Raw genomic sequence first — 23,313 nt, forward strand, 5'->3', positions numbered from 1 at the left:
CTGAGTGGTTGAAAGCACCGGTCTTGAAAACCGGCATACGTTAATAGCGTATCTAGGGTTCAAATCCCTATCTCTCCGCCACATTTAAAGCCCTCAAATTTGAGGGCTTTTTTGTTTCTGATATCAGAAATCTCTCGTATTGCGATTTCACCAGTATACTCTCGAAAAAATACCTATTAGACCAAAGTCGGCTAGTGCCGAGGCACTGCTTGCACAATACTCAATAGAGTTGAATGAATAATAAGTGTAGAGAGTGTTGAATATGAAACAAGTTAGCAAAGGGGTTGGGTTCTCTTTATTATCACCGTTAATCGTGGGTGGTGTGCTTGGGATTTACTACAGCTTTACACTCGGTCGCAGTGAAATGTTCTTTAACTTACTACTGAGCGCAATTTCTAACGCATACATCGTTGGTCTTGCAATGTGTCTATTCGTTGCTCCCGGATATATCCTTATGTTTAGGTACAACAAGGTGCAATATGGTGGTTTGTTAACACTGGGCTTACTTGGTGGTGCGGTATTTAGCTATCTTTTCGCTGCACAATCGGGTGTCGGTTTTATTGTTAACGCCTTAATGTCAATGCTCGCCGCGGGGCTATTCTTGTTTGGTTTACGGGCAGGTCATCATAAAACTGAGTGATAATTAACCGAGCAGTGTCAGTTTTACAGATAATTAATACTTTTTCAGTCGAAAAGGTTTTAATTATTTCTCCGAAAGAGTACCTTTAGCTTTTGTCGTTCAATTCGTGAATTTGATGGTAATGCAAAAGCAAGACTTTTATCAGACTTTAGTTAAACAAGCTCAAGGGCTAATCAGTGGTGAACACAATGTGATTGCCAATATGGCAAACTTGAGTGCGCTTTTATTTACAACTCTTGAAGATATCAACTGGGCAGGCTTTTATCTTATGGATAGCGCTGAAGAGTTGGTTCTTGGGCCATTCCAAGGCAACCCAGCCTGCATACGAATTCCTGTCGGTAAAGGGGTGTGTGGTACAGCCGCTGCAACTTGTGAAACGCAATTGGTTGAGGATGTTCATGCGTTTGCTGGCCACATTGCTTGCGATGCAGCATCAAATTCAGAAATTGTGATCCCTGTTTTCAAAGATAATAAAGTGATCGCCGTGCTAGACATTGACAGTCCTAGTCTGGCAAGATTTGACGAGCAGGATAAAATCGGATTAGAAGCGTTAGTTAAAGCGTTTGAGGAAACGCTTTAATGAAAGATATGCTTCAGGTACAAGATTATTTGTTTTCCTACGCCGATGTTGGTGATTGGGAAGGCGAAGAGGAAGTTGTTGCAGAACGCTTAAATGAACTTATTCATCACGCATGGGATTTGCTTCCCGAAGATTTAGACTGTGACACAATAGATAGGCTCATAGAAGGTATTTGGGAACATCTTCGCGGTGATTTAGCGCTTCTTGAAGCAGATATAGAAGAGCTAATTGACTGGGTTACACACTATATAAACTCGTCGCTCGATGAGCAGATGTAATTAATAGGTTTAAAAATGGAAACCACAAACAAGCTAAAAGACACAAATGAAGTATTAGACTTCTTATTTTCAGAATTTCCTAACTGCTTCAAGCAAAAGGATGGGATTAGGCCATTAAAGGTTGGTATTTTCAAAGATATCGCTGAGCGTATTGAGGGGTCTGACAAAGTCAGTAAAACTCAAGTACGTCAGGCACTTCGTAAATACACTTCAAACTGGCGTTATCTCGAAGCAGTCACTAAGAACGAGTTTCGTGTAGACCTAGACGGCAATCAAGCTGAAAAGGTTGAACAAGAGCACGTTGAACACGCAGAAAAAGCATTGGCTGAGAGCCGTGCAAAAATGGCTAAGCGTAAAAAGCCACAGCGTCCAAACAATCGCGATGGCGAAACAAAATCTTACAAAAAGAAACCTCACTCTAGGGATCGTCAAGACCAAAAACGCCCTAAAATGAGTAGTAAACCTGCTGAAGTTAAACCAAAGCGTAGTGGTAAAGTTGAACCTTTACCGGCTGAACAGGTCAAGGTTAATAACAAAGTTAAAGTTAAACTTGGTCAAGCGCTTGTTAACGCTACTATCACTGAAGTCAAAAATGATGAAGTGCACGTAGAGCTTGTAACAGGAATGCAAGTTAAAACTAAAGCAGATAGCCTATATATCCAGTAAGGAGTTGTATATGAGTAAAAAGTTACCACTCATTTCCCTAGTCGCCGCGTTCGTATCGAGTGTTACTCTAGCCTCAACAAGCACAGTCACTATTAAGGACTTGCCGGTTCTTAAACCTGAAGCGCAACATACAACGGCTAGTAAACGAGTGACTAACCTATTTACTCGACAACACTACAAACGCTTCAGCTTTGATGACAGCTTATCGGATAAAATTTTCGATCGTTACGTAGAAGCCATCGACTTTAATAAGTCTTTGCTTCTACAGTCGGATATCGATAGTTTTCAACAATATCGTAAGCAATTTGATGATGCATTGATCTCAGGAAAACTGGGTTTTGCTTATGATATGTTTAATCTAAGCATGAAGCGTCGCTTTGAGCGCTATGATTTTGCCATTGCCTTACTCGACAAAGAAATGAACTTTGACAAAAAAGATGAGTTCATTTTTGATAGAGAAGAGCAAAGTTATGCAGCCGCGACAAGCGAACTTGACGAATATTGGCGCCAGCGTGTTAAATCTGATGCGCTGCGCTTAAAGTTGACTGGCAAAAATTGGGAAGAGATCAAAGAAGTCCTTACCAAGCGCTATAAAAACGCGCAAAAACGCCTAGTCCAAACGAACAGTGAAGATGCATTTCAAGTAATCATGAATGCGTTTGCACGCAGTATTGAAGCGCACACTTCCTATCTCTCGCCACGCCGAGCCGAACAGTTCAAAATGGATATGGACTTAGAGCTGGAAGGTATTGGTGCGGTATTAAGTTACGATGAAGATTACACTGTGATCCGTAGTTTAGTTCCTGGCGGCCCTGCGGACAAAACCGAAAAGCTTAAGCCGGACGACAAAATCATCGGCGTAGCACAAGATGATAAAGAATTTGTAGACGTTATCGGCTGGCGTTTAGATGATGTGGTTGATCTCATCAAAGGCCCGAAGGGGACCAAGGTTCGACTTCAATACCTTAAAGGGACTGATAGTCACGGTACGCCTAAAGTCGTTGAAATTGTTCGTGACAAAGTAAAATTGGAAGATCGCGCAGTTAAGTCTTCTGTCTTTGAAGCCAAGTATTCTGAGCTACAAAGCAAAATAGGCGTGATAGAAATCCCGAGTTTCTACAATAATCTTTCTCAAGATGTAAAAACTGAAATCGCTAAACTTAAAGAAGCCAAAGTAGATGGGGTTATCATTGATCTTCGCCAAAATGGTGGTGGCTCACTTTACGAAGCGACCCAGCTATCCGGTCTATTCTTTGACCAAGGTCCAGTTGTTCAGATCCATACCGCTTATAACCGGGTTGAAAGTCAACAAGATAGAGATGGCATTACCTTCTACGATGGACCTTTGACTGTTTTGGTTGACCGCTATAGTGCATCGGCATCTGAGATTTTTGCTGCTGCGATGCAAGATTATGGCCGAGCAGTGGTGATTGGTGAGCAAACATTTGGTAAAGGCACCGTGCAACAACATCGTGGCCTCGGTAAAAATTACGATTTATTCGAGAATCCTTTGGGAAGTGTAACCTACACTATTGCGAAGTTTTACCGTATCGACGGTGGCAGTACGCAACATAAAGGCGTGATCCCTGATATCTTGCTACCTTCGGCAATCAATCCTGAAGAGTGGGGAGAGAGCCAAGAAGATAATGCACTGCCTTGGGATAGTATTGTTCGAGCAAAATATGCGAGTCTAGATAACTTGTCGCCAACTATTCAATACTTGAGTAAGCGCCATGATGAGCGAGTAAAAGCAGAGCCAGAATTCGAATATATTTATAAAGATATTGAAGAATACAAAGCGCGCAAAGATGATAAGGCGATTTCATTAGTTGAAGCCGAGCGTATCAAGGAGCGTGAAGAACGCGATGATCTGGTATTGAAACGTACTAATGAAAGGTTGAAACGTCTCGGTTTAGAACCGGTTAAAGATTTGGATGATGCACCAGAGGTTATTTCGGAGTTAGACCCCTACCTTGAAGAGGCTGCGCTAATCACGCAGGACCTAATTTCATACGGGCGGATAGCCAAAAACGAAGTTAATAAATAATAAAAGGCGCTTCAAGCGCCTTTTATTATGCCTTTTACACTTACTTTTACTTTACAAATTTTGTTATCATCTGCCAGATTTTCTAAGCTGATACTCTTTTGAGGCTTTTTGAGAATGGTGCGTGGCTCGACCACTGGCAACCTAGCTACTCAAAACGGCTCAAAACGGTATACTGCAAATAAAATAATTATAAGCATGGGTCGTCGTGCGTAGGAGTATTCCTTTTGAAACAACAAAAACAGCCGTCATTTATTGACGCTCTTATACCGATCACTTTGTTGGTCGCTTTGCTCGGTGCTGCGGTGTACCTCTATGGTGACAGTTCATCATCAGGTCCAAACCAAATAGCCTTGCTTTTTGCAACATTCACTGCAGCGCTCGTCGGCCTAAAAAATGGTTTTACGTGGAAGACGCTTGAAGAAGCGATGATAAAGGGGATCACTATCTCTCTTGGTGCCATTATCATTTTATTGATGGTAGGTGCCCTAATAGGTACTTGGCTGCTGTCTGGTACCGTTCCCACACTGATTTATTACGGACTACAAATTATCAATCCAAGTTGGTTTTATGCCGCGAGTTGTTTGATTTGTGGGATTGTTGCGATGAGTATAGGTAGCTCATGGACGACGGCCGCAACCATAGGTGTCGCTCTACTAGGTGTGGCTACAGGGCTTGGCTTAGATCAAGTCGTAACCGCGGGTGCAGTCATTTCAGGTGCTTATTTTGGCGATAAGTTAAGCCCATTGTCTGAAACCACGAACTTAGCGCCTGCAGTTGCCGGTAGTGATTTATTTGATCATATTCAACATATGCTTTGGACCACAGTACCTAGCTTTGTAATCGCACTTATTATATTTATTGTCATGGGCTTTAATGCTGAAGCGTCAAGCGAGGCGGGACGAATAGATGAAATTGTTTCGATACTACAAACTAATTTCAACATTAACCTGTTAATGCTAGTTCCTTTGCTGGTGCTGCTTGGGCTTGCTATCAAGAAAATGCCTGCTTTTCCGGCGATTTCAATCGGCGCGGTGATAGGGGCGATATGGGCAGTGCTGTTCCAAGGTGATCTTATTGCAAGTCAAATTGATGCTAGCCAAGGCGAGTTAGTGGGCTATGTGAAATTGGTGTGGGCGACTTTCTTTGATGGTTTTGCATTGCAAACAGGCGATGCAAAAATGGACGACTTGTTAAGTGGCGGTGGCATGTCATCAATGCTAACGACAACTTGGCTGGTGATGACGGCATTGATGTTTGGTGCCATTATGGAAAAAACTGGCTTACTTGATGTCTTTGTACGCAGCATTCTTAAAATTGCAAAAAGCACGGGCTCACTAATTGCCTCGACTATTGCAACTTGTATTGGTACAAATCTAGTTGCCGCGGATCAGTACATCGCGATTGTTGTTCCTGGTCGTATGTTCAAAGAAGAATACAAAAAGCGCGGTTTGAAGAGTGTAAACCTCTCTCGTACGCTGGAAGACGGTGGCACAATCACTAGTCCACTGATCCCTTGGAACACCTGCGGCGCATATATGCAGAGCGTACTACTGATCAATCCGTTTGATTATGCCATGTACGCATTCTTTAACTTGATCAATCCTGTGCTGGCGGTCATCTACGCGTATCTTGGTATCAAGATCCTTAAGATTACGCCACCTACGGTAAACGCAGAAGAACCAAATGAGACAGCAGGCCGTGCATAAAATAGTGCATTTGCAATCTTGCTCAGGCCTTTTCCAACAGGTCAAATAGAAATTAAACGCCTATCCTTAGAATTGGCGATATCAAATTTGTTTTATCACTCGCCCCTTTTTGGGGCGTTTTTGTAAGGACTATATATGACTCAAAAACCACAAGCCAAATTTCTTAAAGATTACCTTGCACCAAGCCATACCGTTGATACGCTTTGCTTGACCTTTGAGTTAAGCCCAAGAAATACCATAGTGACTGCCGTAAGTCAGTTTGTCGCGGTGGGCAATGCGACACAATTAATATTGGATGGTGTCGACTTAGAGTTAGCATCTTGTCAGGTAAATGGTGAAGAGTGGCAAAGCCTTGAAAAATCTGACTCTGAATTGATTCTTTCTAACTTGCCAAAGGCCTTTGAGCTCAAAATTGTCACTAAAATTTCGCCGCAAACAAACACCTCACTTGAAGGTTTATACCTCTCTGACGGCGCTTATTGTACGCAATGTGAAGCGGAAGGTTTTAGAAAAATCACCTACTTTATGGATAGACCTGATGTACTGACGACTTATACGGTGACGATCATCGGTGAGTCAAAGTATCGTTACTTATTATCAAATGGCAATAAAGTTGAAGAAGGGAGCTTAAGTGACGGCAGACATTTTGCAAAATGGCACGACCCACACAAAAAACCAAGCTATTTGTTTGCCTTGGTTGCCGGCGATTTTGACGTATTAGAAGACAATTACAGCACAAAGTCGGGTAGAGAGGTGAAGTTGGCGCTATTTGTCGATAAAGGCAATTTACATAAAGCTCCCCATGCTATGACGTCACTAAAAAAGGCCATGGAGTGGGATGAGTCAAGGTTTGATTTGGAATATGATCTCGATATATACATGATTGTCGCGGTTGATTTTTTCAATATGGGGGCAATGGAAAACAAGGGACTAAATGTTTTTAATAGTGCCTGTGTGTTGGCAAGCCAAGAGGCTGCGACAGACCGAGACTTTCACACCATTGAATCGATAGTTGGACATGAATACTTCCATAACTGGACTGGGAACCGGGTTACTTGCCGTGATTGGTTTCAGCTTAGTTTAAAAGAAGGCCTAACCGTATTTAGAGATCAGGAGTTTAGCAGCGATTTAGGTTCTCGAGGCCTCAACCGTATCGACGCAGTAATGGCGATGCGTACGCATCAGTTTGCAGAAGACGCGGGACCGATGGCACATCCGATAAGGCCACAGCAAGTTATCGAAATGAATAACTTCTATACCGTAACTGTTTATAACAAAGGCGCTGAAGTGATCCGCATGATGCATACCTTATTGGGGGAAGCAAACTTCCAAAAAGGGATGAAACTCTACTTTGAGCGTCATGACGGACAAGCAGTGACGTGCGATGATTTCGTTAATGCAATGATGGATGCTTCTGGTGTCGATTTAACGCAATTTAAACTATGGTACGAGCAATTTGGCACGCCAAGAGTAAAAGTGGCTACCGAGTATGACAAACAGGCACAAACATATTCAATTACGGTGAGCCAAAGCCATGCTGATGGCGACCCCGTAAAAGTGCCACTGCATATTCCTTTTAAGCTAGAGCTTTTGGATGGGCAAGGTGAAAGCATTCCGTTGCTAACAAAGCACGGAGAAATACAACGAGCGTTAGATATTACTGAATTTGAACAGCGGTTTGAGTTTGAGCAAGTTGTAAGTAAACCCGTTCCTGTATTACTAGAAGATTTCTCAGCGCCTGTGCTTATGGAGTACAGCTATACCATTGATGAGTTACTACACATATTGCGTTTTGCGCGTAGTGATTACGCTCGTTGGGAAGCAGTGCAGCAAATCTTTATGATTGAAGTTAAACGAGCGGTTACGTCAGGCGATTTCAAACTGGATCCAAAAGTCCTCGATGCGTTGTCCGCATTGGTGGAAACATTAGATGGAGACCTTGCGCTATTGGCCGAGTTATTGACTTTACCAACGTTTGATACGCTAGCTAGTCAATTTGAAATTATCCCAGTAGACAAACTCGTTTCAATTTCCGATGCATTTGAAATGCAAATTGCGCAATCACTGCAATCGGTGTTTGAACACGCTTATTTGTCTTTGCAAGACTCAGGCTCATTAGAAGCAAAGGATGTCGCGATCAGAGCCTTTAAAAATAAAGCGCTTTATTACTTAGCGAAAACAGATTCCGATAGTGTTGAGAGCGCGCTAGATAATCAATTTTCTTCAAGCAATATGACCACTAAGTTGGCATCATTAAAAGCCGCCGTCGCCGCGCAGCACACAAAGATGGAAAGCTTGTTCAGTCAATTCGATAGTCAATGGCGTCACGATAGTCTAGTCATGGATAAATGGTTTGCATTAAGTGCAAGCTTATCTAATGATGAGGTGATATCGAATATAAATGCGCTTTATGCGCATCCTTGTTTTGACAAAGGCAATCCTAACCGTGTTCGCGCATTGATAGGAAGCTTCGCAAGAAGTAACCCCGCGCAATTCCATCGTACAGATGGCAAGGGCTATGCGCTATTGGGAGACTTATTAGTGGAGCTAAACAACATCAATCCACAAAATGCGTCACGTATGATCACGCCGTTCATGTCATGGAAGCGTTATGATGAAACGCGCCAACAGCTGATGCGTGGGCAGTTGAGCCGTTTGGCAAACTTAGAAGGCTTGAGCGACGACTTATATGAGAAGGTAGAGAAGGCGCTAGCGCAGTAGATGAAAGAGTACTTCTTTTACATGGATTTGAGCTATGACAAGTGCCTCGGTTACTACTACGGGCACTATACTTCAGTGCAAGTGATTGAAGATGGGGGGAAGAGTATTCGCTTCCCCGCAGAGCGTATTCGCCCCTTTATTTCATCAATTGGGATCAGGGGAAGATTCCGTCTCATCTTGGATGATAGCAATAAGTTTCTATCGTTAGAAAAAGTCACTTAATCGAAGTGAAACTGCAAAACATATTTTATTTTTGTTAAATGAGTTTGTTATAAGCTTGAAATACGTGTTATAAATTATCTGGTAGGACGTCTTACCAAGAGTAAAATACGCCCCTAGAGGCGAAAAAGCGTTGATTTAGTTGAGCAGTATTTGTATTTTCGCGGTTTCGCTTCTATCGTTTAGACAACAAAAAACAATAACTCTAAGAGCTTAAGCTCTAGACATGACCCGCCAAAAGGGGGAGAAATAATGATAAAAAGATCGCTCTTTGTGAAAAACAAAATCATGCTCGGTCTTAGCGCGGCAGTAATGGGAGCTGCCGCCACGTCAGTACACGCGGCCAGTTTTGAAGTTGGTGATTTCGAAATTACCTTCGATTCGACTTTTTCTTATGGTCAAAGCATTCGCGTTGAAGATCGTAACTTTGATTTCATCGGTAAAAGTAATCATCCACAGTTTAACTGGGATGGTTATAAAGCAACCACTGGCAATACCATCTATTCTTCGTCACAGATCTGGTCACAACAGGGTGCCTATTCAAATAATGGTGATGCTGGTAACCTAAACTTTGACTCTGGAGATACTTTCTCTCAGTTGTTAAAAGGTACCCATGATTTAGCAATTACCAAAGATAACTATGGTTTGTTCACTCGTTTCATGTATTTCTACGACTTTGCGATGGAAGATGGGGATTTTGCATATAGCAACCCTGTTTCAGGCAAAAAAGTTGACCCGTGTGAAGACGACGATACCAGAAAACAAGTCTGTTCGGATTTACGCTTGCTAGATGCATTTGTTTGGGCGGATTTTGACCTCAATGATGGCAAAAACCCGCTCTCCGTGCGTTTAGGTCAGCAGGTAGTTAACTGGGGTGAAAGTACGCTTATTTCCCATGGCATTAACGTCAACCCAGTGGATATTGACCGTTTGAAAGCTCCTGGCTCTGAAGTAAAAGAAGCCTTTATCCCTGTAGGTATGCTTTGGGCGTCGATTGGTTTGTCTGAAAACGTCAACCTTGAAGGTTTTTATCAGTATCAATGGCATGAAACCAGATTGCCGGCAACAGGTAGTTACTTCTCAACCAATGATTTTGCATCTGAAAATGGTTATATGCAAAATGTTCAGCTTGGTTTTACCTCAAACCCTGATATCGATTTGTATCACCTCACTGACGCATTAAACAGTTTATATGCTGATGCAACTGCCGCATTGGTTGCTCAAGGCGTAGTGCCAACAGCACAAGCAGTTGGCAGCGCTGCAGCGTCCATGTATATGGCTTATCCGACTAAAGTGGCGCTTAAAGGAAAAGGGAATAACGGTAAGAGCGAACCTGATGATGGTGGTCAGTACGGTTTACGCTTAGGTATTTTCTCTCCAGAGCTAAACGACACTGAATTTGGTTTGTATTACATTAATTACCACAGCCGTAGACCTCTGATTTCCGGTAAAGCTTCTAACTTTACAGGGCAAGCGATCATGGCTGATTTAGCTTACATCGCACAAAATCAAATTACCGCAGACAATGTCACTAACCTAAATGCCTTTACTCAAGCGCAAATTACCTACCCAGAAGACATCAAACTGTATGGTTTAAGTTTTAATACCGCAATTGGTGAAACCGCATTTGCTGGTGAAGTGGCATATAGACAAGATGAACCACTACAGATAGATGACGTTGAACTACTTTACGCGGGTATGGTTGAGCAGTTAGCCGCTGCGGGTCTGCGTGATGATTTGGCTGGTTTATCTCAGCTTAGTCAAGGGGACGATGTTGCTTATGTGGGTCCTGGTGAAGTCGCGCAAGGTTATATTTTGCGAGACACTATTCAAGCACAGTTTACTGCAACACATTTGTTTGGACCATCGCTAGGCGCAGATAGCTGGGCAGTGGTTGGTGAAGTAGGTGCTGTTACTATTAAAGACATGCCAGAGTACGATGAGCTTCGTTTGAATGTTTCAGGTACTGGCCGAAGCGGCACGATTGAGGGGCTTTCTGGCCGAGATTACAATCTTATCCACCAAGCGGTTTCAAATGGTCCAGAGACCAATCCATTCCCATCGGCTTCTGCATGGGGCTATCGCCTTATTGCTAAGGGTGAGTATAACAACCTATTCAGTGGTGTGAATTTTTCTCCACGCGTAGTGTTCTCACATGATGTTAACGGTATCACCCCGGATCCTATGTTCTTGTTCATTGAGGATCGTAAATCGCTAGGCATTAATCTTAACTTTAACTACCTAAATTCGTGGTCATTTGATTTTGGCTATAACACGTTTTGGGGTGGTGGTAAGACGAATACCTTTGCGGACCGTGATTTCATCTCATTCAACATTAAGTATTCAATTTAAGGGCTTTCGATATGTTTAGAAAACCTACATTTATCGCAGCAACAATAATTACAATGCTGTCTGCCAGCAGCGCTATGGCTAAGATGAGCGCTGACGAAGTTGCACGTTTAGGTAAAGACTTGACGCCTATCGGTGCAGAGAAAGCGGGTAATGCTGATGGCAGTATTCCGGCTTGGAATGGTGGGATCACAGCGCCTCCAGCTGGTTATGAAGTGGGCATGCACCATCCAGATCCATTTGCTGATGACAAAGTATTGTTCACAATTGATAAATCAAATTTAGATAAATACAAGTCATTGCTAAGCCCAGGTCAAATTGCGCTATTTGAAACGTATCCAGAAACGTTCAAAATGAACATTTACCCAACTAGACGAAGCGCGTCTTATCCGCAGTTTGTGTATGATGCAACAAAGAAATACGCATCTACAGCAGAGCTTATCGAAGGTGGTAACGGCATTAAAAATACCGCTATCGGTATCCCGTTTCCAGTGCCAAAAGATGGCTTAGAAGCTATCTGGAACCACCTATTGCGTTTCCGTGGCTTGTCGATTGCACGTTACGGCGGTCAAGCGATGCCTACGGAGTCAGGTGCTTACAACATTATCGGTTTCGATGAGCAATTATTGGTTAAGTACTCTGCAACAGATGCAACCCCTGAAGCGTTGCAAGAGTCAAATATCCTGTTTAAGTTTAAGCAGCAAGTGACAGAACCTGCACGTCTTGCTGGAACTGCATTGCTTGTACATGAAACCATGGACCAAATTTTGACACCTCGTCAGGCTTGGACCTATAACGCAGGCCAGCGTCGTGTAAGACGTGCGCCAAACGTTGCATATGATGCACCAGGAACTGCGTCAGATAGCTTACGTACAACAGATGACTTTGATATGTTTAACGGCTCTCCAAACCGTTATGATTGGAAACTTGTTGGTAAAAAAGAGATGTATATCCCTTACAACAGTTACAAACTACATAGCGACAAGCTGAAGTATGATGATATCTTGATGGCCGGTCATATTAACCCAGAACACGTACGATATGAAAAGCACCGCGTATGGGTAGTCGAAGCTAATCTGAAAGAAGGTACTCGCCATATTTACAAAAAGCGTGTGTTCTATATTGATGAAGATAGCTGGCAAATCCACGTAACGGACATCTATGATAACCGTGACCAGATGTATCGCGTTGCGATGGCACATGGTCTTAATTACTACGAAGTGCCGACGCATTGGAGTACGTTGGATGTCTATCATGATCTAAACTCCCGTCGCTACCTTGCGATCGGGTTAGATAACGAAGAAGACATGTATGACTTCAGTCAGTCTTTCAACGATAACGAGTTTACTCAGGGTGCGCTGCGCCGTGAGGGTCGCCGTTAATCAAATATTATCAGGCTGAAGCAACCTCGCTTCAGCCTTCTTCCTCCTTTCCTCTCACAACTCGAGTGTTTTCTCATGATGAAGAAGTTAGTAGCAGCCTCGATTTTAACTATGGCGCATGTAGCAGTAGCCGAAAGTAGTGATCAGATTTCTGCAAAATCAGCCCTGATGGTCGCTCACCCAGAGCAAACGCTTTTCACGGATATTACAGATAACGGTGATGCGTTAATTGCGGTAGGTAAACACGGCACAATAATTATTAAACAAGAAGGGCAAAACTGGACGCAGGCAGAGGTGCCAATTCAATCACTGTTAACCTCTGTGACATTCAAAGGCAAAGATATTGGTTGGGCTTGTGGCCACGACGCTAGCATAATCAAAACCACAGATGGTGGCAAAACATGGGCGCTAAAACAATATCTACCAACATTGGAAAAGCCTTGTCTTGATATTGAGTTTATTGACCAACAACACGGCTTTGCTGTGGGCGCTTATGGCATGTTTTTTGAAACCACTGATGGTGGTGAGTCTTGGACAAAACGTTTTATCAGTGAATTTGTTCACCCCGATGATGTCGACTACTTAGCCGATTTAAAAGAGCAAGACCCCGCGGCATATGAACAAGAAACGGCGTTTATTCTTCCCCATTTTAATCGCCTGTTAATAGCCGAAGGCATGATGTACCTTGCCGGTGAAATGGGACTTGTGGCACAAAGTGATGACTTAGGAAAAACATGGCAAAAATTTGAGCCTTTTTATCGCGGTTCATTTTTTGCTGTTGATCAAACCTCAGATAACCAACTTATTGTTGCAGGCCTTAGGGGCAACGCATTTATTGGTAATGCACAGCAAGTAGTGCAACTTGATACTCAAAAAACGGCGACTATAAATAGTATTGCCCACAAAGATAATGTGACCTATATGTTTGCTAACAGCGGCGTAATATTCACGTTGAAAGCAGGTAAGCTAACCTCAAAACAACTAAAAAACGGCCACTCTATTTTAGCAGGTGTGGTTAAAAAGAATCAGCTAATTCTAGCGACGGAGCAGGGGATTGCTGAGGTAGAGGTGAACAACTAATGCAAGCGTTTTTAAATCAATTGGTATACGCCATCTTTAGGCATCGTCTTACCGTCGTGTCTTTTTTCGTACTGACGACGATATTTTTGGGCTTCAAAGCCACACAAATTCAGCTCGATGCGTCATTTAACAAAAATATTCCACTAAATCATGAATACATGAAAGTTTACTTGAAGCACGAAAAACAGTTTGGTGGTGCAAATAGTATTCTTATTTCTGTTTGTGACAAAGATGGTGACATCTTTAATGAGCCATTTTTCACTCAGCTAAAGGCGGTGCATGATCAGCTCTATTTTATCCCAGGTGTTAATCGTCCACTGGTGAATTCAATCTTTGCACCCAGTGCGAGATTCGTTGAGGTGGTAGAAGACGGCTTTGCCGGTGGACCTATTATTCCCGCTAATTTTCAACCTACTGAACAAGGCCTAGCGGTTGTAAAGCAGAACATTGAAAAAGCAAAAGTTGTGGGTCGTATGGTTGCAAGCGACTATTCTTGTGCCATGGTAACCGCTCAGCTAATGGAAACCGATCCGCAAACTCAAGAAAAGCTTGATACCTTAGCCTTTGCGCAAAAATTAGAGTCTGAGATCCGAGCGCCTCTTAGCACTGACAAAGTGAGCATACATATTATTGGCTTTGCGAAAATGGCCGGTGACATTGCTGATGGTGCGAAAGGTGTAGTGCTTTTCTTTGCGTTAGCAATTGCTTTTACCTTTATTATGGTCTGGATGTTCTGTAAGAGCTTTAAGCTTACGCTGCTTCCGATTGTTTGTTCATTTATTGCTGTGATTTGGCAGATGGGCTTACTCAGTACTTTGGGTTTTGGTGTTGATCCCATGTCTATTTTGGTGCCTTTCTTAGTCTTCGCTATTGGCGTGAGTCACGGTGTGCAAATGATCAACGCGATAGGTAAAAAAGTAGCGGAAGGGGTAAGCTGCAAAGTGGCTGCTGAAGCGAGCTTTAAAGCATTACTTATCCCAGGTGGCATTGCTCTACTTTCGGACACCGTTGGCTTCTTAACTTTACTGGCAATCGATATCGGCATTATTCGTGAACTTGCTATTACTGCCAGTTTAGGGGTTGCAGTTATTATCTTTACCAACTTGGTACTGCTTCCTGTAATGGCATCGTTCTTTGAGTCTGCAAATATTAAGCGACTTGGTGATGGTAAAAACGCCAGCCATGGTATGTTTGAGGCAATGCGAGAGGCCTTGGTGAAAACCACAGACAAAAAAGTGGCCAGAGTGATTTTACTTATCAGTGCAGTACTATTCGCATTTGGCTACTGGCAATCTGAAAAAATGCGTATTGGTGATTTACATGCTGGTGCACCGGCGCTACATGAAGATGCCAGATACAACCAAGACACTTTCCTTATCTCAGACCGTTATGCCATTTCTTCTGATATTTTAAAGGTAATTGTAGAAGCGACACCTGCGGCTTGTACTGAGCACGATACAATGGAGCGTATTAGTCGTTTCCAATGGCGAGTAGAAAACTTACCGAGTGTACAATCGGCTGTTTCTTTAAGCTCCGTTGCACAAGCGGTTAATGCTGGGTACAACGAAGGTAACTTAAAGTGGCAGACGTTACCAAGAAATACCGCTTCTCTAGTTCAAGCTACTTCTCGAGTGGAGACCAGCTCTGGGCTACTTAACGGTGATTGTTCGGTGATGCCTATTATCATCTTTATGGCAGATCATAAGGCCGAATCTATCGACCATGTGATTGCAAAAATCAAAGCGTTCTCAGAAGAAGAGGGAACTGATGACGTTGCCTTTAAATTAGCATCAGGTCCAATCGGTGTGATGGCGGCAACAAATGAATCCGTTTCCGAGGCGCAGGTTCCTATGATGATCTACGTGTACGGCGCGGTGATTCTGTTGTGCTTAGCGAGCTTTAGGAGCGTGCGAGCGACTATCGCAGTGGTACTACCTTTATATGTGGTATCAACGCTGGCTCAGGCGCTTATGGTGCAGCTTGAAATCGGTTTAACGGTATCGACGCTACCGGTAATTGCTTTGGGTGTGGGAATAGGTGTCGATTACGGCATTTATATTCTATCCTCTATGATGGGACAGCTTAAGCAAGGTATGCCATTGTCGGTTGCCTATCGAAATGCGCTTGCTGAACGAGGCAGTGCGGTACTGTTTACTGGTATCACATTGGCGATTGGCGTAAGCACATGGATTTTCTCTGCGCTTAAGTTCCAGGTTGATATGGGTATCCTTTTAACCTTCATGTTCTTGGTAAATATGCTGGGTGCTGTGCTGCTTTTACCGGCAATTGGAACGCTTATCTGGTCTGACCAGAAAAAATAATGTGAATAATTGTGCTCCTTTTTATTTGGTATTGGCGATTTATATCTATTTTTTGTGAATAGATGAGCAAACAGCTGAAAAGCTTGAAATGTTTTCGTCAAAAAGGCTGTTTATTAGCGTCAGAAAGGTTAGAATTTACCTGACTCCACGCTAATAAATGGCTGTACAAATAATCTACCGTTCAAAGGTGGTATAGATTAAGGAACACATAATGACACAAAATGAAGGCACAGCTTCTGTTATCCTAGATAACGTCTGCAAGCTTATCCATAAAAAAGTCCATGCTGACAAAGTGTCACTTGTCGAAACGTTTGCCAAAACCTTGTACAGCAATATGTCTAAAGAGGATTTGGCACATCGTAACGACAGTGACTTATACGGCGCAGCATTGAGCCTTTGGAATGCCCTTGATAAAAACAAGTCTGACGATGCCGTCATTCGCGTTTTTAATCCTGAGGTTGCAAAGGATGGATGGCAATCATCGCATACGATTGTCGAGATAATCGCTAAAGATATGCCGTTTTTGGTTGATTCAGTGCGCATGGCGATGAATCGCAAAAACATAGTCTCTCACCTATTACTTCATTCTCCACTTAAGTTACAAAGAAACGATGCTGGTGCAATCACCGCGGTTTCTAACTTAAAAGCAGAACAAGAATCTACGTCTACTAAGACCGTATTCTTTATCGAAATCGACAGGCAAACAGATGATTCGGTGATCGCTGATTTTACAGCTGAGCTTGAATCTGTCTTAAATGATGTTTCTGTTGCGGTTGCTGATTGGCTACCAATTCGCGATAAATTGGTGAGCGTAAGTAAAGAGCTGCCGACCCGTCATTATAGTTGTTCAAAAGAAGAAGTTGCTGAAGCCGTCGAGTTTTTAGACTGGCTGGTTAGCGACAACTTTACCTTTATGGGCTACCGCCAATATGATTTGACTCCAGTTCAAGGTGACTATGAGCTGAAGCCAGTTGAAGGCACAAGTCTCGGACTAATGAAAAACTCAGGTGATGACCACAGTCGTTTATTGTCTGAACTGCCTGAAGTTGCGCGCAAAGAAGCACGTAGTAACAACTTGTTGATCTTAACCAAGACAAATTCACTTTCGCGCGTTCATAGACCAGCGTATATCGACTATGTTGGTATCAAGCGTTTTGATGATGAAGGTAACGTGATTGGTGAAGACCGTTTCATTGGCTTGTTCTCTTCTAGCTTCTACAACAACAGTGCGGTAGATGTTCCGGTACTTAAGAGTAAAATTAACCGTATCATGGAGCAATGTGACTTTGCCAAAGGCACACATGCATACAAGGCGGTACTCAACATTCTTGAAACCTATCCACGTGATGAGTTAGTACAAGCACGCGAAAGCGAGCTACTTGAAGTGGCAATGGGCGTTCTACAAACTCAAGAGCGTGACATGTGTCGCTTATTTGTGCGTAAGGATGTGTATGGCCGCTTCTTCTCTTGCATGGTTTATGTGCCGAGAGAGCGATACAACACAGCGTTACGCCGTGAAACTCAACAACTGCTAGGCCGTGCATTTAAGTCTAGCGACAAAGTAGAGTTCACCACCTTTTTCTCTGAATCAACACTGGCGCGTACGCATTACATCGTGCGTGTTGATGACAACAACATAGATTACAACGTGAAAGAAATCGAAAATAACTTGGTAGAAGCCGCTCGTACTTGGGAAGATAAGCTACAATCTGCACTTCTTGAAAGAACGGGTGAGTCTCGTGGTAACGAGTTAAACCGTAAATATACGAATGCCTTCCAGTCTGCTTATAAAGACCAAGTGTTGCCAAGCGCAGCCGTCGTAGACATCGAAAAGCTAGAGCAACTAAATGATGACAACAAACTTGAGATGCTGTTCTACAGACCTCAGGAAGAAGCAACGTCACAACTTGTTCGTTTGAGCCTGTTCCATAAAGCAGAGCCTATTCACTTATCAGACGTGATGCCAATGCTTGAGAACTTTGGTCTACGTGTTATTGGTGAAACACCATACGCGGTGAAGACGACTGATGGTCAAGTAAACTGGATCATGGATTTCTCTATGCTTATCGACAGCAAAGGGATCACTGATTTTGACAAAGTATCAGCACGTTTCCGTGCGGCATTGACCAATGTGTGGAATAACCGCCTAGAAAACGATGGTTTCAACCGTTTAGTGTTATTAGGTGGTCTAACTGGTCGTGAAGCATCTATCCTGCGCGCATATGCTAAATACATGCGCCAAATTGGTGTGACGTTCTCGCAGTCTTACATTGAGAATACATTTGACCGCTACCCGCACATTGCAGCGATGATCGTTGATCTATTCGTGAAGAAGTTTGCACCGAAGAAAGTTGCCACTGAAAAGGCACTTCAGAAGGTTGTTGATGCTATCTACCTAGAGCTTGAAAACGTAGCGAATCTAGATGATGACCGTATCATTCGTTTGTACGTTGATATGATCAATGCAACGCTGCGTACTAACTTCTATCAAAAAGAAGCTGATGGCACGAATAAGTCGTACACGTCATTCAAGATCCAGCCAAGCGCAGTGCCAGATATGCCATTGCCATTACCAGCGTTTGAAATCTTCGTATACTCTCCACGCGTAGAAGGTGTTCACTTACGTGGCGGTAAAGTGGCTCGTGGTGGTCTACGTTGGTCAGACCGTCGTGAAGATTTCCGCACAGAAGTACTTGGCCTAGTTAAAGCACAGCAGGTTAAGAATACAGTTATCGTCCCTGTGGGTTCTAAAGGTGGTTTTGTTTGTAAACAACTCCCAACTGAACGTGAAGCGTTCTTCAAAGAAGGCCAAGAGTGTTACAAGATCTTCATCCGTGGTCTACTAGATATCACAGATAACATCGTACATGGTGACATTGTGCCGCCAGTGGATGTTGTACGTCACGACGAAGACGACCCATACCTTGTTGTTGCAGCGGACAAAGGGACTGCGACTTTCTCTGATATCGCAAATGGTATCGCTGAGTCTTATAACTTCTGGCTTGGTGACGCTTTCGCGTCAGGTGGTTCAGTTGGTTACGACCACAAGAAGATGGGTATTACTGCTAAAGGCGGTTGGGAATCGGTTAAGCGTCACTTCCGTGAAATGGACGTTGACTGTCAAACAACTGATTTCACAGCGGTTGGTATCGGTGACATGGGTGGTGACGTATTTGGTAACGGGATGCTGCTATCTAAGCACATTCGTTTACAAGCGGCATTTAACCACATGCACATCTTTATCGATCCAAACCCAGATGCGGCAAGCTCGTATGTAGAGCGTGAGCGTCTATTTAATCTGCCACGTTCAAGCTGGGAAGATTATAATAAGGATCTAATTTCTGAGGGCGGTGGTATTTTCTCTCGTGCAGCGAAAGCAATTACGCTAAGCGCTGAAATGAAGAAGATGATAGGCACTAAGAAATCGAGCATGACACCAAACGAGTTGATCAAAGCATTGTTGAAGATGCCAGTTGATTTACTGTGGAATGGTGGTATCGGTACTTACATCAAGTCTAAATCTGAAACTGACGCTGAAGTAGGCGACCGTGCAAACGACGCGCTACGTATCAACGGTGGTGAGCTTGGTGCGAAGATCTTTGGTGAAGGTGGTAACTTAGGTGCTACTCAGCTGGGTCGTATCGAATTTGCATCAAACGGCGGTCGTATCAACACTGACTTTATCGACAACGTAGGTGGTGTTGCCTGTTCGGATAATGAAGTTAATATCAAGATCCTACTTAACGGCCTAGTTGCTGAAGGTGAATTGACGAATAAGCAGCGTAACGAATTACTGTATTCAATGACTGATGAAGTATCAGAATTGGTACTGAAAGATTGTTACCGTCAAACGCACACGCTTTCGGTTACTAAGTCTAAAGGTCCAGCGACGCTGAAAGAGAAAGTACGCTTTATCCATGCACTTGAAAAAGACGGCAAGCTAAATCGTGCAATCGAATTCTTACCAACTGATGAAGAGCTAGCAGAGCGTGCGGCGGCAGGTAAAGACCTAACGCGTCCTGAGCTATCTGTATTGGTTTCTTACTCTAAAATGGTATTAAAAGAGACATTGGTTGTTGATGAGATCTCAGAAAATCCATACTACCGTCAGTTGCTAGTGAACTCATTCCCAGCACCGCTGCGCGAGCGCTTCAATGCTGCGATGGATAATCACCCGCTCCGTAAAGAGATCATTGCAACGAAACTTGCAAACAATATCGTTAACGACATGGGTCTAAACTTCATGGTTCGTATGCACGAAGAGACAGGTGCAACGGATGCAGAAATTGCGGTTTGCTACTCAATTGCAAGTGCAATTTTTGAAATGAAGGAAACGTGGTCAGCGATTTCTGCGCTAGATAATAAGATCCCAGCGGCAGTTCAAACGGAAATGCTATATCAATTACGTCGTACGGTTCGCCGTGCAACGCGTTGGTTCTTGCGTCACCGTGACAAGTCTCAAACTATCGAGCAAACCATCGCGTTCTTTGCACCTACATTTAAAGATTTAAGTGCAAATCTACACAACTACATGGTTGCAAATGAAAGCGAGCAGATCGTTGATAAAGCACGTGACCTTGAATCTCAAGGTGTACCAGCTGAGATTGCACTGCGTATCGTGTCACTTTCAAGCTTGTTCTCGGTTATGGACTTAGCGGAAGTTGCACATAGCTCAGGTCGTAAGATCGGTGTTGTGTCTAATACCTACTTCACGCTTGGTGCAAACATGGGTCTACATTGGTTCCTTGACCAAATCACGGCTCAACCTGTTGCAAACCACTGGCAGGCGCTTGCTCGTGCTTCATATCGTGAAGAGCTTGATTGGCAACAGCGTTCATTGTCAGAGGTTGTGTTAAACAGCTTTGCTGGTGATGACAGTGATATCAATGAACAGATTGAACAGTGGATGGATAAGCAAGCAGGCTTACTACATCGTTGGCAGCAAATGCTAACTGAGTTTAAGACGTCGCAAAGTCATGACTTTGCTAAGTTCTCAGTTGCACTTCGTGAGCTAATGTTACTAAGCCATAACTGCGATACTTCCAAATAATCTAGAAATCGCTACAATACCCCGGCTTTGACTGGGGTATTTTTTTGTCTAATCCCATTGGCATAATCCATTTAGCTAAAGTTACGCTTGGGTAATTTTAGCTAAGTTGATTACGTTACCAATACTGAGGAGCTACCATGTTTTACGATCTTGCGCGTCGTTTTATGTTTAATAAAGATGCGGAGTGGGCACACGATTTTGCCCTAAACAACCTGCGCCGCTTTGCGAATACGCCAATGAGCCTTGCATGGTCTCAATCAGTTCAAGACAAACCGGTTAATTTTCTAGGGTTAGAGTTTAAAAATCCAGTCGGGTTGGCTGCCGGTCTTGATAAAAATGCTGAGTGTATCGAAGCATTTGCACAAATGGGTTTTGGTTTTATTGAAGTGGGAACTGTTACGCCGAGACCACAAGCGGGCAACGACAAGCCTCGGATCTTTCGTCTACCTGAAGCAAATGCGATTATTAATCGCATGGGATTCAATAACAAGGGCGTTGATTACCTAGTCAACAACGTAAAAGCAGCAAAATATGATGGGATCCTTGGGATCAACATTGGCAAAAATAAAGATACACCGAATGAACAAGGTAAAGATGACTACATTCACTGTATGAGAAAAGTATTTGAGCATGCCTCATATATCACCGTGAATATCTCTTCACCAAATACACCGGGTCTGAGAGATCTACAATATGGTGAAGCGCTGGACGATCTATTGCAAAGCTTGAAAAATGAACAGATGGATCTGATCGCCAAGCATAACAAGTCAGTGCCTATGTTGGTAAAGATCGCACCAGATGTTGATGGCGTTCAGTTAACCCAGATCGCAGAATCATTAGTTAGTAATCGTATCGATGGTGTTATTGCAACTAACACAACATTAGCCCGAGATGCGGTAGAAAACCTAGAGTACGGTAATGAAGCAGGTGGTTTGTCTGGTAGACCTGTTCGTGAAAAATCGACGCATGTTGTCAGCGAATTGAAGCGTATTACCGACGGTAAGCTACCAATCATCGGTGTAGGTGGTATTGACAGTGCGGAATCTGCAAAAGAGAAATTTTCAGCTGGTGCTGATTTAGTACAAGTCTACACAGGCTTTATTTATGAAGGGCCAGCGCTTGTTAAAAAGATCGTTTCGTCCTTATAAGGATCGGTCATATAACCAAATGATCCAAAACAAAACGTTATTATAAAAAATTTCATCATTGCGTTTTTCGCGTTATACTCCCACTTACTAGTTGAGCTAATTGGTTGGTGGGAGAGAAGTTTTGCAAGCTTCAAAAGAGTGGCAATGGATCCGCTGCACAGAAAGGAACAGGTTGTTAATTGATTTGGGCGACGAGCTTCAGCTTTGCACGCCTTTTCGTTTGCGTCACCTTACTGAAGACTCAACCGCTAATCCCAATTTTAGTCTCAGCGAAGCTGAATTTTATCAGAGTGTATTTTCCTACCTTTGCGGTTTTGGTGTTTGGAATGAGCCCAGATGCTGCCAAATCGCTTTAAATGCAACTGCGGCAAAGTTTCATCTGCAACCGATGCAAGCAAAAAGCTGGTTTTTTAAGCCATATTTTGGTGGTGAACCTGTGAGTGAGGCGGTTGTGTGTTTAAATTCCAAGTTAAGCCGCGGCGAGTTTCTAATTATCGAGCATGATGGTCAATCAAGCCTTTGTTTAAGCTTGAACGAGCAATTTATTCTTGATGAGGGAATAGAGCTTGAACAATTTCAAGCGATAAAAGTACTAAACGATCGGTTAGCGCCTCTTGTGTTAACACACCGAGTTCATCAAAGCGCATAGCCAAGTTCATCCTATCGTTTTATTGACCAGCAATTATTTCCTATATTAATCTGTACCTAATTTGAGTTGTTTGCTGATCTAGGGAACAGAATGCGCTGCCTCTGCGATAAAACATTAAAACTAACTTATACCGACGCTGAAGGACATTGCGGTTATCAATGTCAGTCATGCGGTGCCATTTGGTTGCCGCGCAAATTTATTGATTCCATTAAACATACTTATCACTTTAGTTATATCGATTTTATTGCAAAGCGGTCGTTGGTTGAGCGAGACGTTTTACAATTATGTCCTGATGATGGTCATACACTTAAAGACTATACGCTCTTTGAAGCTAGTTTTAGTGAGTGCGGGTGCTGTGGTGGCGTGTGGTTTGAAAAAGGGGAGCTCCATAACTTACTGCAAAATTACCAAAGCAAGAACTCGAACATAAGCGCGCTAGATAAGTTAGATTTTCTGAACTTGCTAAATTTTTAACGT

The 23,313-nt window shown here is 43.1% G+C and carries 16 protein-coding genes; all 16 read left to right on the forward strand.

The annotated features are described in order from the left end of the window. The first annotated feature begins 262 nt into the window (after positions 1 to 262). The 16 genes from EXT48_RS06640 to EXT48_RS06715 all read left to right on the forward strand — a co-directional run bounded on the left by EXT48_RS06640 (position 263) and on the right by EXT48_RS06715 (position 23,310). Complete coding sequence (locus EXT48_RS06640) at positions 263 to 640, forward strand: hypothetical protein (RefSeq protein ID WP_130163970.1); 378 nt, start codon at positions 263 to 265, stop codon at positions 638 to 640. A gap of 121 nt (positions 641 to 761) precedes the next feature. After that, entirely contained in the window at positions 762 to 1,220 is a 459-nt protein-coding gene (locus EXT48_RS06645; RefSeq protein ID WP_010371559.1) for a GAF domain-containing protein, read from the forward strand. Then, on the forward strand, positions 1,220 to 1,498 hold the full coding sequence (locus tag EXT48_RS06650) for a hypothetical protein (protein WP_010371557.1): 279 nt from the start codon (positions 1,220 to 1,222) through the stop codon (positions 1,496 to 1,498). Before EXT48_RS06645 ends, EXT48_RS06650 begins: the two co-directional genes overlap by 1 nt. Before the next feature lie 15 nt (positions 1,499 to 1,513). After that, the gene (gene proQ / locus EXT48_RS06655) at positions 1,514 to 2,164 is read left to right on the forward strand and encodes an RNA chaperone ProQ (protein ID WP_130163971.1); all 651 of its coding nucleotides are present in this window, start codon (positions 1,514 to 1,516) and stop codon (positions 2,162 to 2,164) included. Between the two features lie 10 nt (positions 2,165 to 2,174). Then, positions 2,175 to 4,211 carry a carboxy terminal-processing peptidase gene (gene prc / locus EXT48_RS06660; RefSeq protein WP_130163972.1) on the forward strand — a complete coding sequence of 679 codons (2,037 nt, stop codon included), beginning with the start codon at positions 2,175 to 2,177 and terminating at the stop codon, positions 4,209 to 4,211. 224 nt (positions 4,212 to 4,435) lie between these two features. Continuing rightward, positions 4,436 to 5,917 carry a Na+/H+ antiporter NhaC gene (gene nhaC, locus EXT48_RS06665; protein WP_039495721.1) on the forward strand — a complete coding sequence of 494 codons (1,482 nt, stop codon included), beginning with the start codon at positions 4,436 to 4,438 and terminating at the stop codon, positions 5,915 to 5,917. Positions 5,918 to 6,052: 135 nt separating this feature from the next. After that, complete coding sequence (gene pepN / locus EXT48_RS06670) at positions 6,053 to 8,638, forward strand: aminopeptidase N (protein ID WP_130163973.1); 2,586 nt, start codon at positions 6,053 to 6,055, stop codon at positions 8,636 to 8,638. Next, complete coding sequence (locus tag EXT48_RS06675; RefSeq protein WP_010604628.1) at positions 8,639 to 8,860, forward strand: DUF2835 domain-containing protein; 222 nt, start codon at positions 8,639 to 8,641, stop codon at positions 8,858 to 8,860. Between the two features lie 249 nt (positions 8,861 to 9,109). After that, the gene (locus EXT48_RS06680) at positions 9,110 to 11,209 is read left to right on the forward strand and encodes a DUF1302 domain-containing protein (protein WP_130163974.1); all 2,100 of its coding nucleotides are present in this window, start codon (positions 9,110 to 9,112) and stop codon (positions 11,207 to 11,209) included. A gap of 11 nt (positions 11,210 to 11,220) precedes the next feature. Beyond that, on the forward strand, positions 11,221 to 12,588 hold the full coding sequence (locus tag EXT48_RS06685) for a DUF1329 domain-containing protein (RefSeq protein WP_039495726.1): 1,368 nt from the start codon (positions 11,221 to 11,223) through the stop codon (positions 12,586 to 12,588). A gap of 78 nt (positions 12,589 to 12,666) precedes the next feature. Continuing rightward, the gene (locus EXT48_RS06690; RefSeq protein ID WP_239359634.1) at positions 12,667 to 13,668 is read left to right on the forward strand and encodes a YCF48-related protein; all 1,002 of its coding nucleotides are present in this window, start codon (positions 12,667 to 12,669) and stop codon (positions 13,666 to 13,668) included. Next, entirely contained in the window at positions 13,668 to 15,989 is a 2,322-nt protein-coding gene (locus EXT48_RS06695) for an RND family transporter (protein WP_130163975.1), read from the forward strand. The genes EXT48_RS06690 and EXT48_RS06695 overlap by 1 nt, the downstream gene beginning before the upstream one ends. A 211-nt stretch (positions 15,990 to 16,200) precedes the next feature. Then, entirely contained in the window at positions 16,201 to 21,039 is a 4,839-nt protein-coding gene (locus EXT48_RS06700) for an NAD-glutamate dehydrogenase (RefSeq protein WP_039495730.1), read from the forward strand. Between the two features lie 137 nt (positions 21,040 to 21,176). After that, on the forward strand, positions 21,177 to 22,187 hold the full coding sequence (pyrD, locus tag EXT48_RS06705; RefSeq protein ID WP_130163976.1) for a quinone-dependent dihydroorotate dehydrogenase: 1,011 nt from the start codon (positions 21,177 to 21,179) through the stop codon (positions 22,185 to 22,187). 121 nt (positions 22,188 to 22,308) lie between these two features. Then, a complete protein-coding gene (locus EXT48_RS06710; protein ID WP_081489945.1) occupies positions 22,309 to 22,836 on the forward strand; it encodes a cell division protein ZapC domain-containing protein in 528 nt (175 codons plus the stop codon). Positions 22,837 to 22,926: 90 nt separating this feature from the next. After that, positions 22,927 to 23,310 carry a zf-TFIIB domain-containing protein gene (locus EXT48_RS06715; protein WP_130163977.1) on the forward strand — a complete coding sequence of 128 codons (384 nt, stop codon included), beginning with the start codon at positions 22,927 to 22,929 and terminating at the stop codon, positions 23,308 to 23,310. Positions 23,311 to 23,313 lie beyond the last annotated feature (3 nt).

This window comes from Pseudoalteromonas sp. CO348, assembly GCF_004208845.1.
Classification (GTDB): domain Bacteria; phylum Pseudomonadota; class Gammaproteobacteria; order Enterobacterales; family Alteromonadaceae; genus Pseudoalteromonas; species Pseudoalteromonas maricaloris.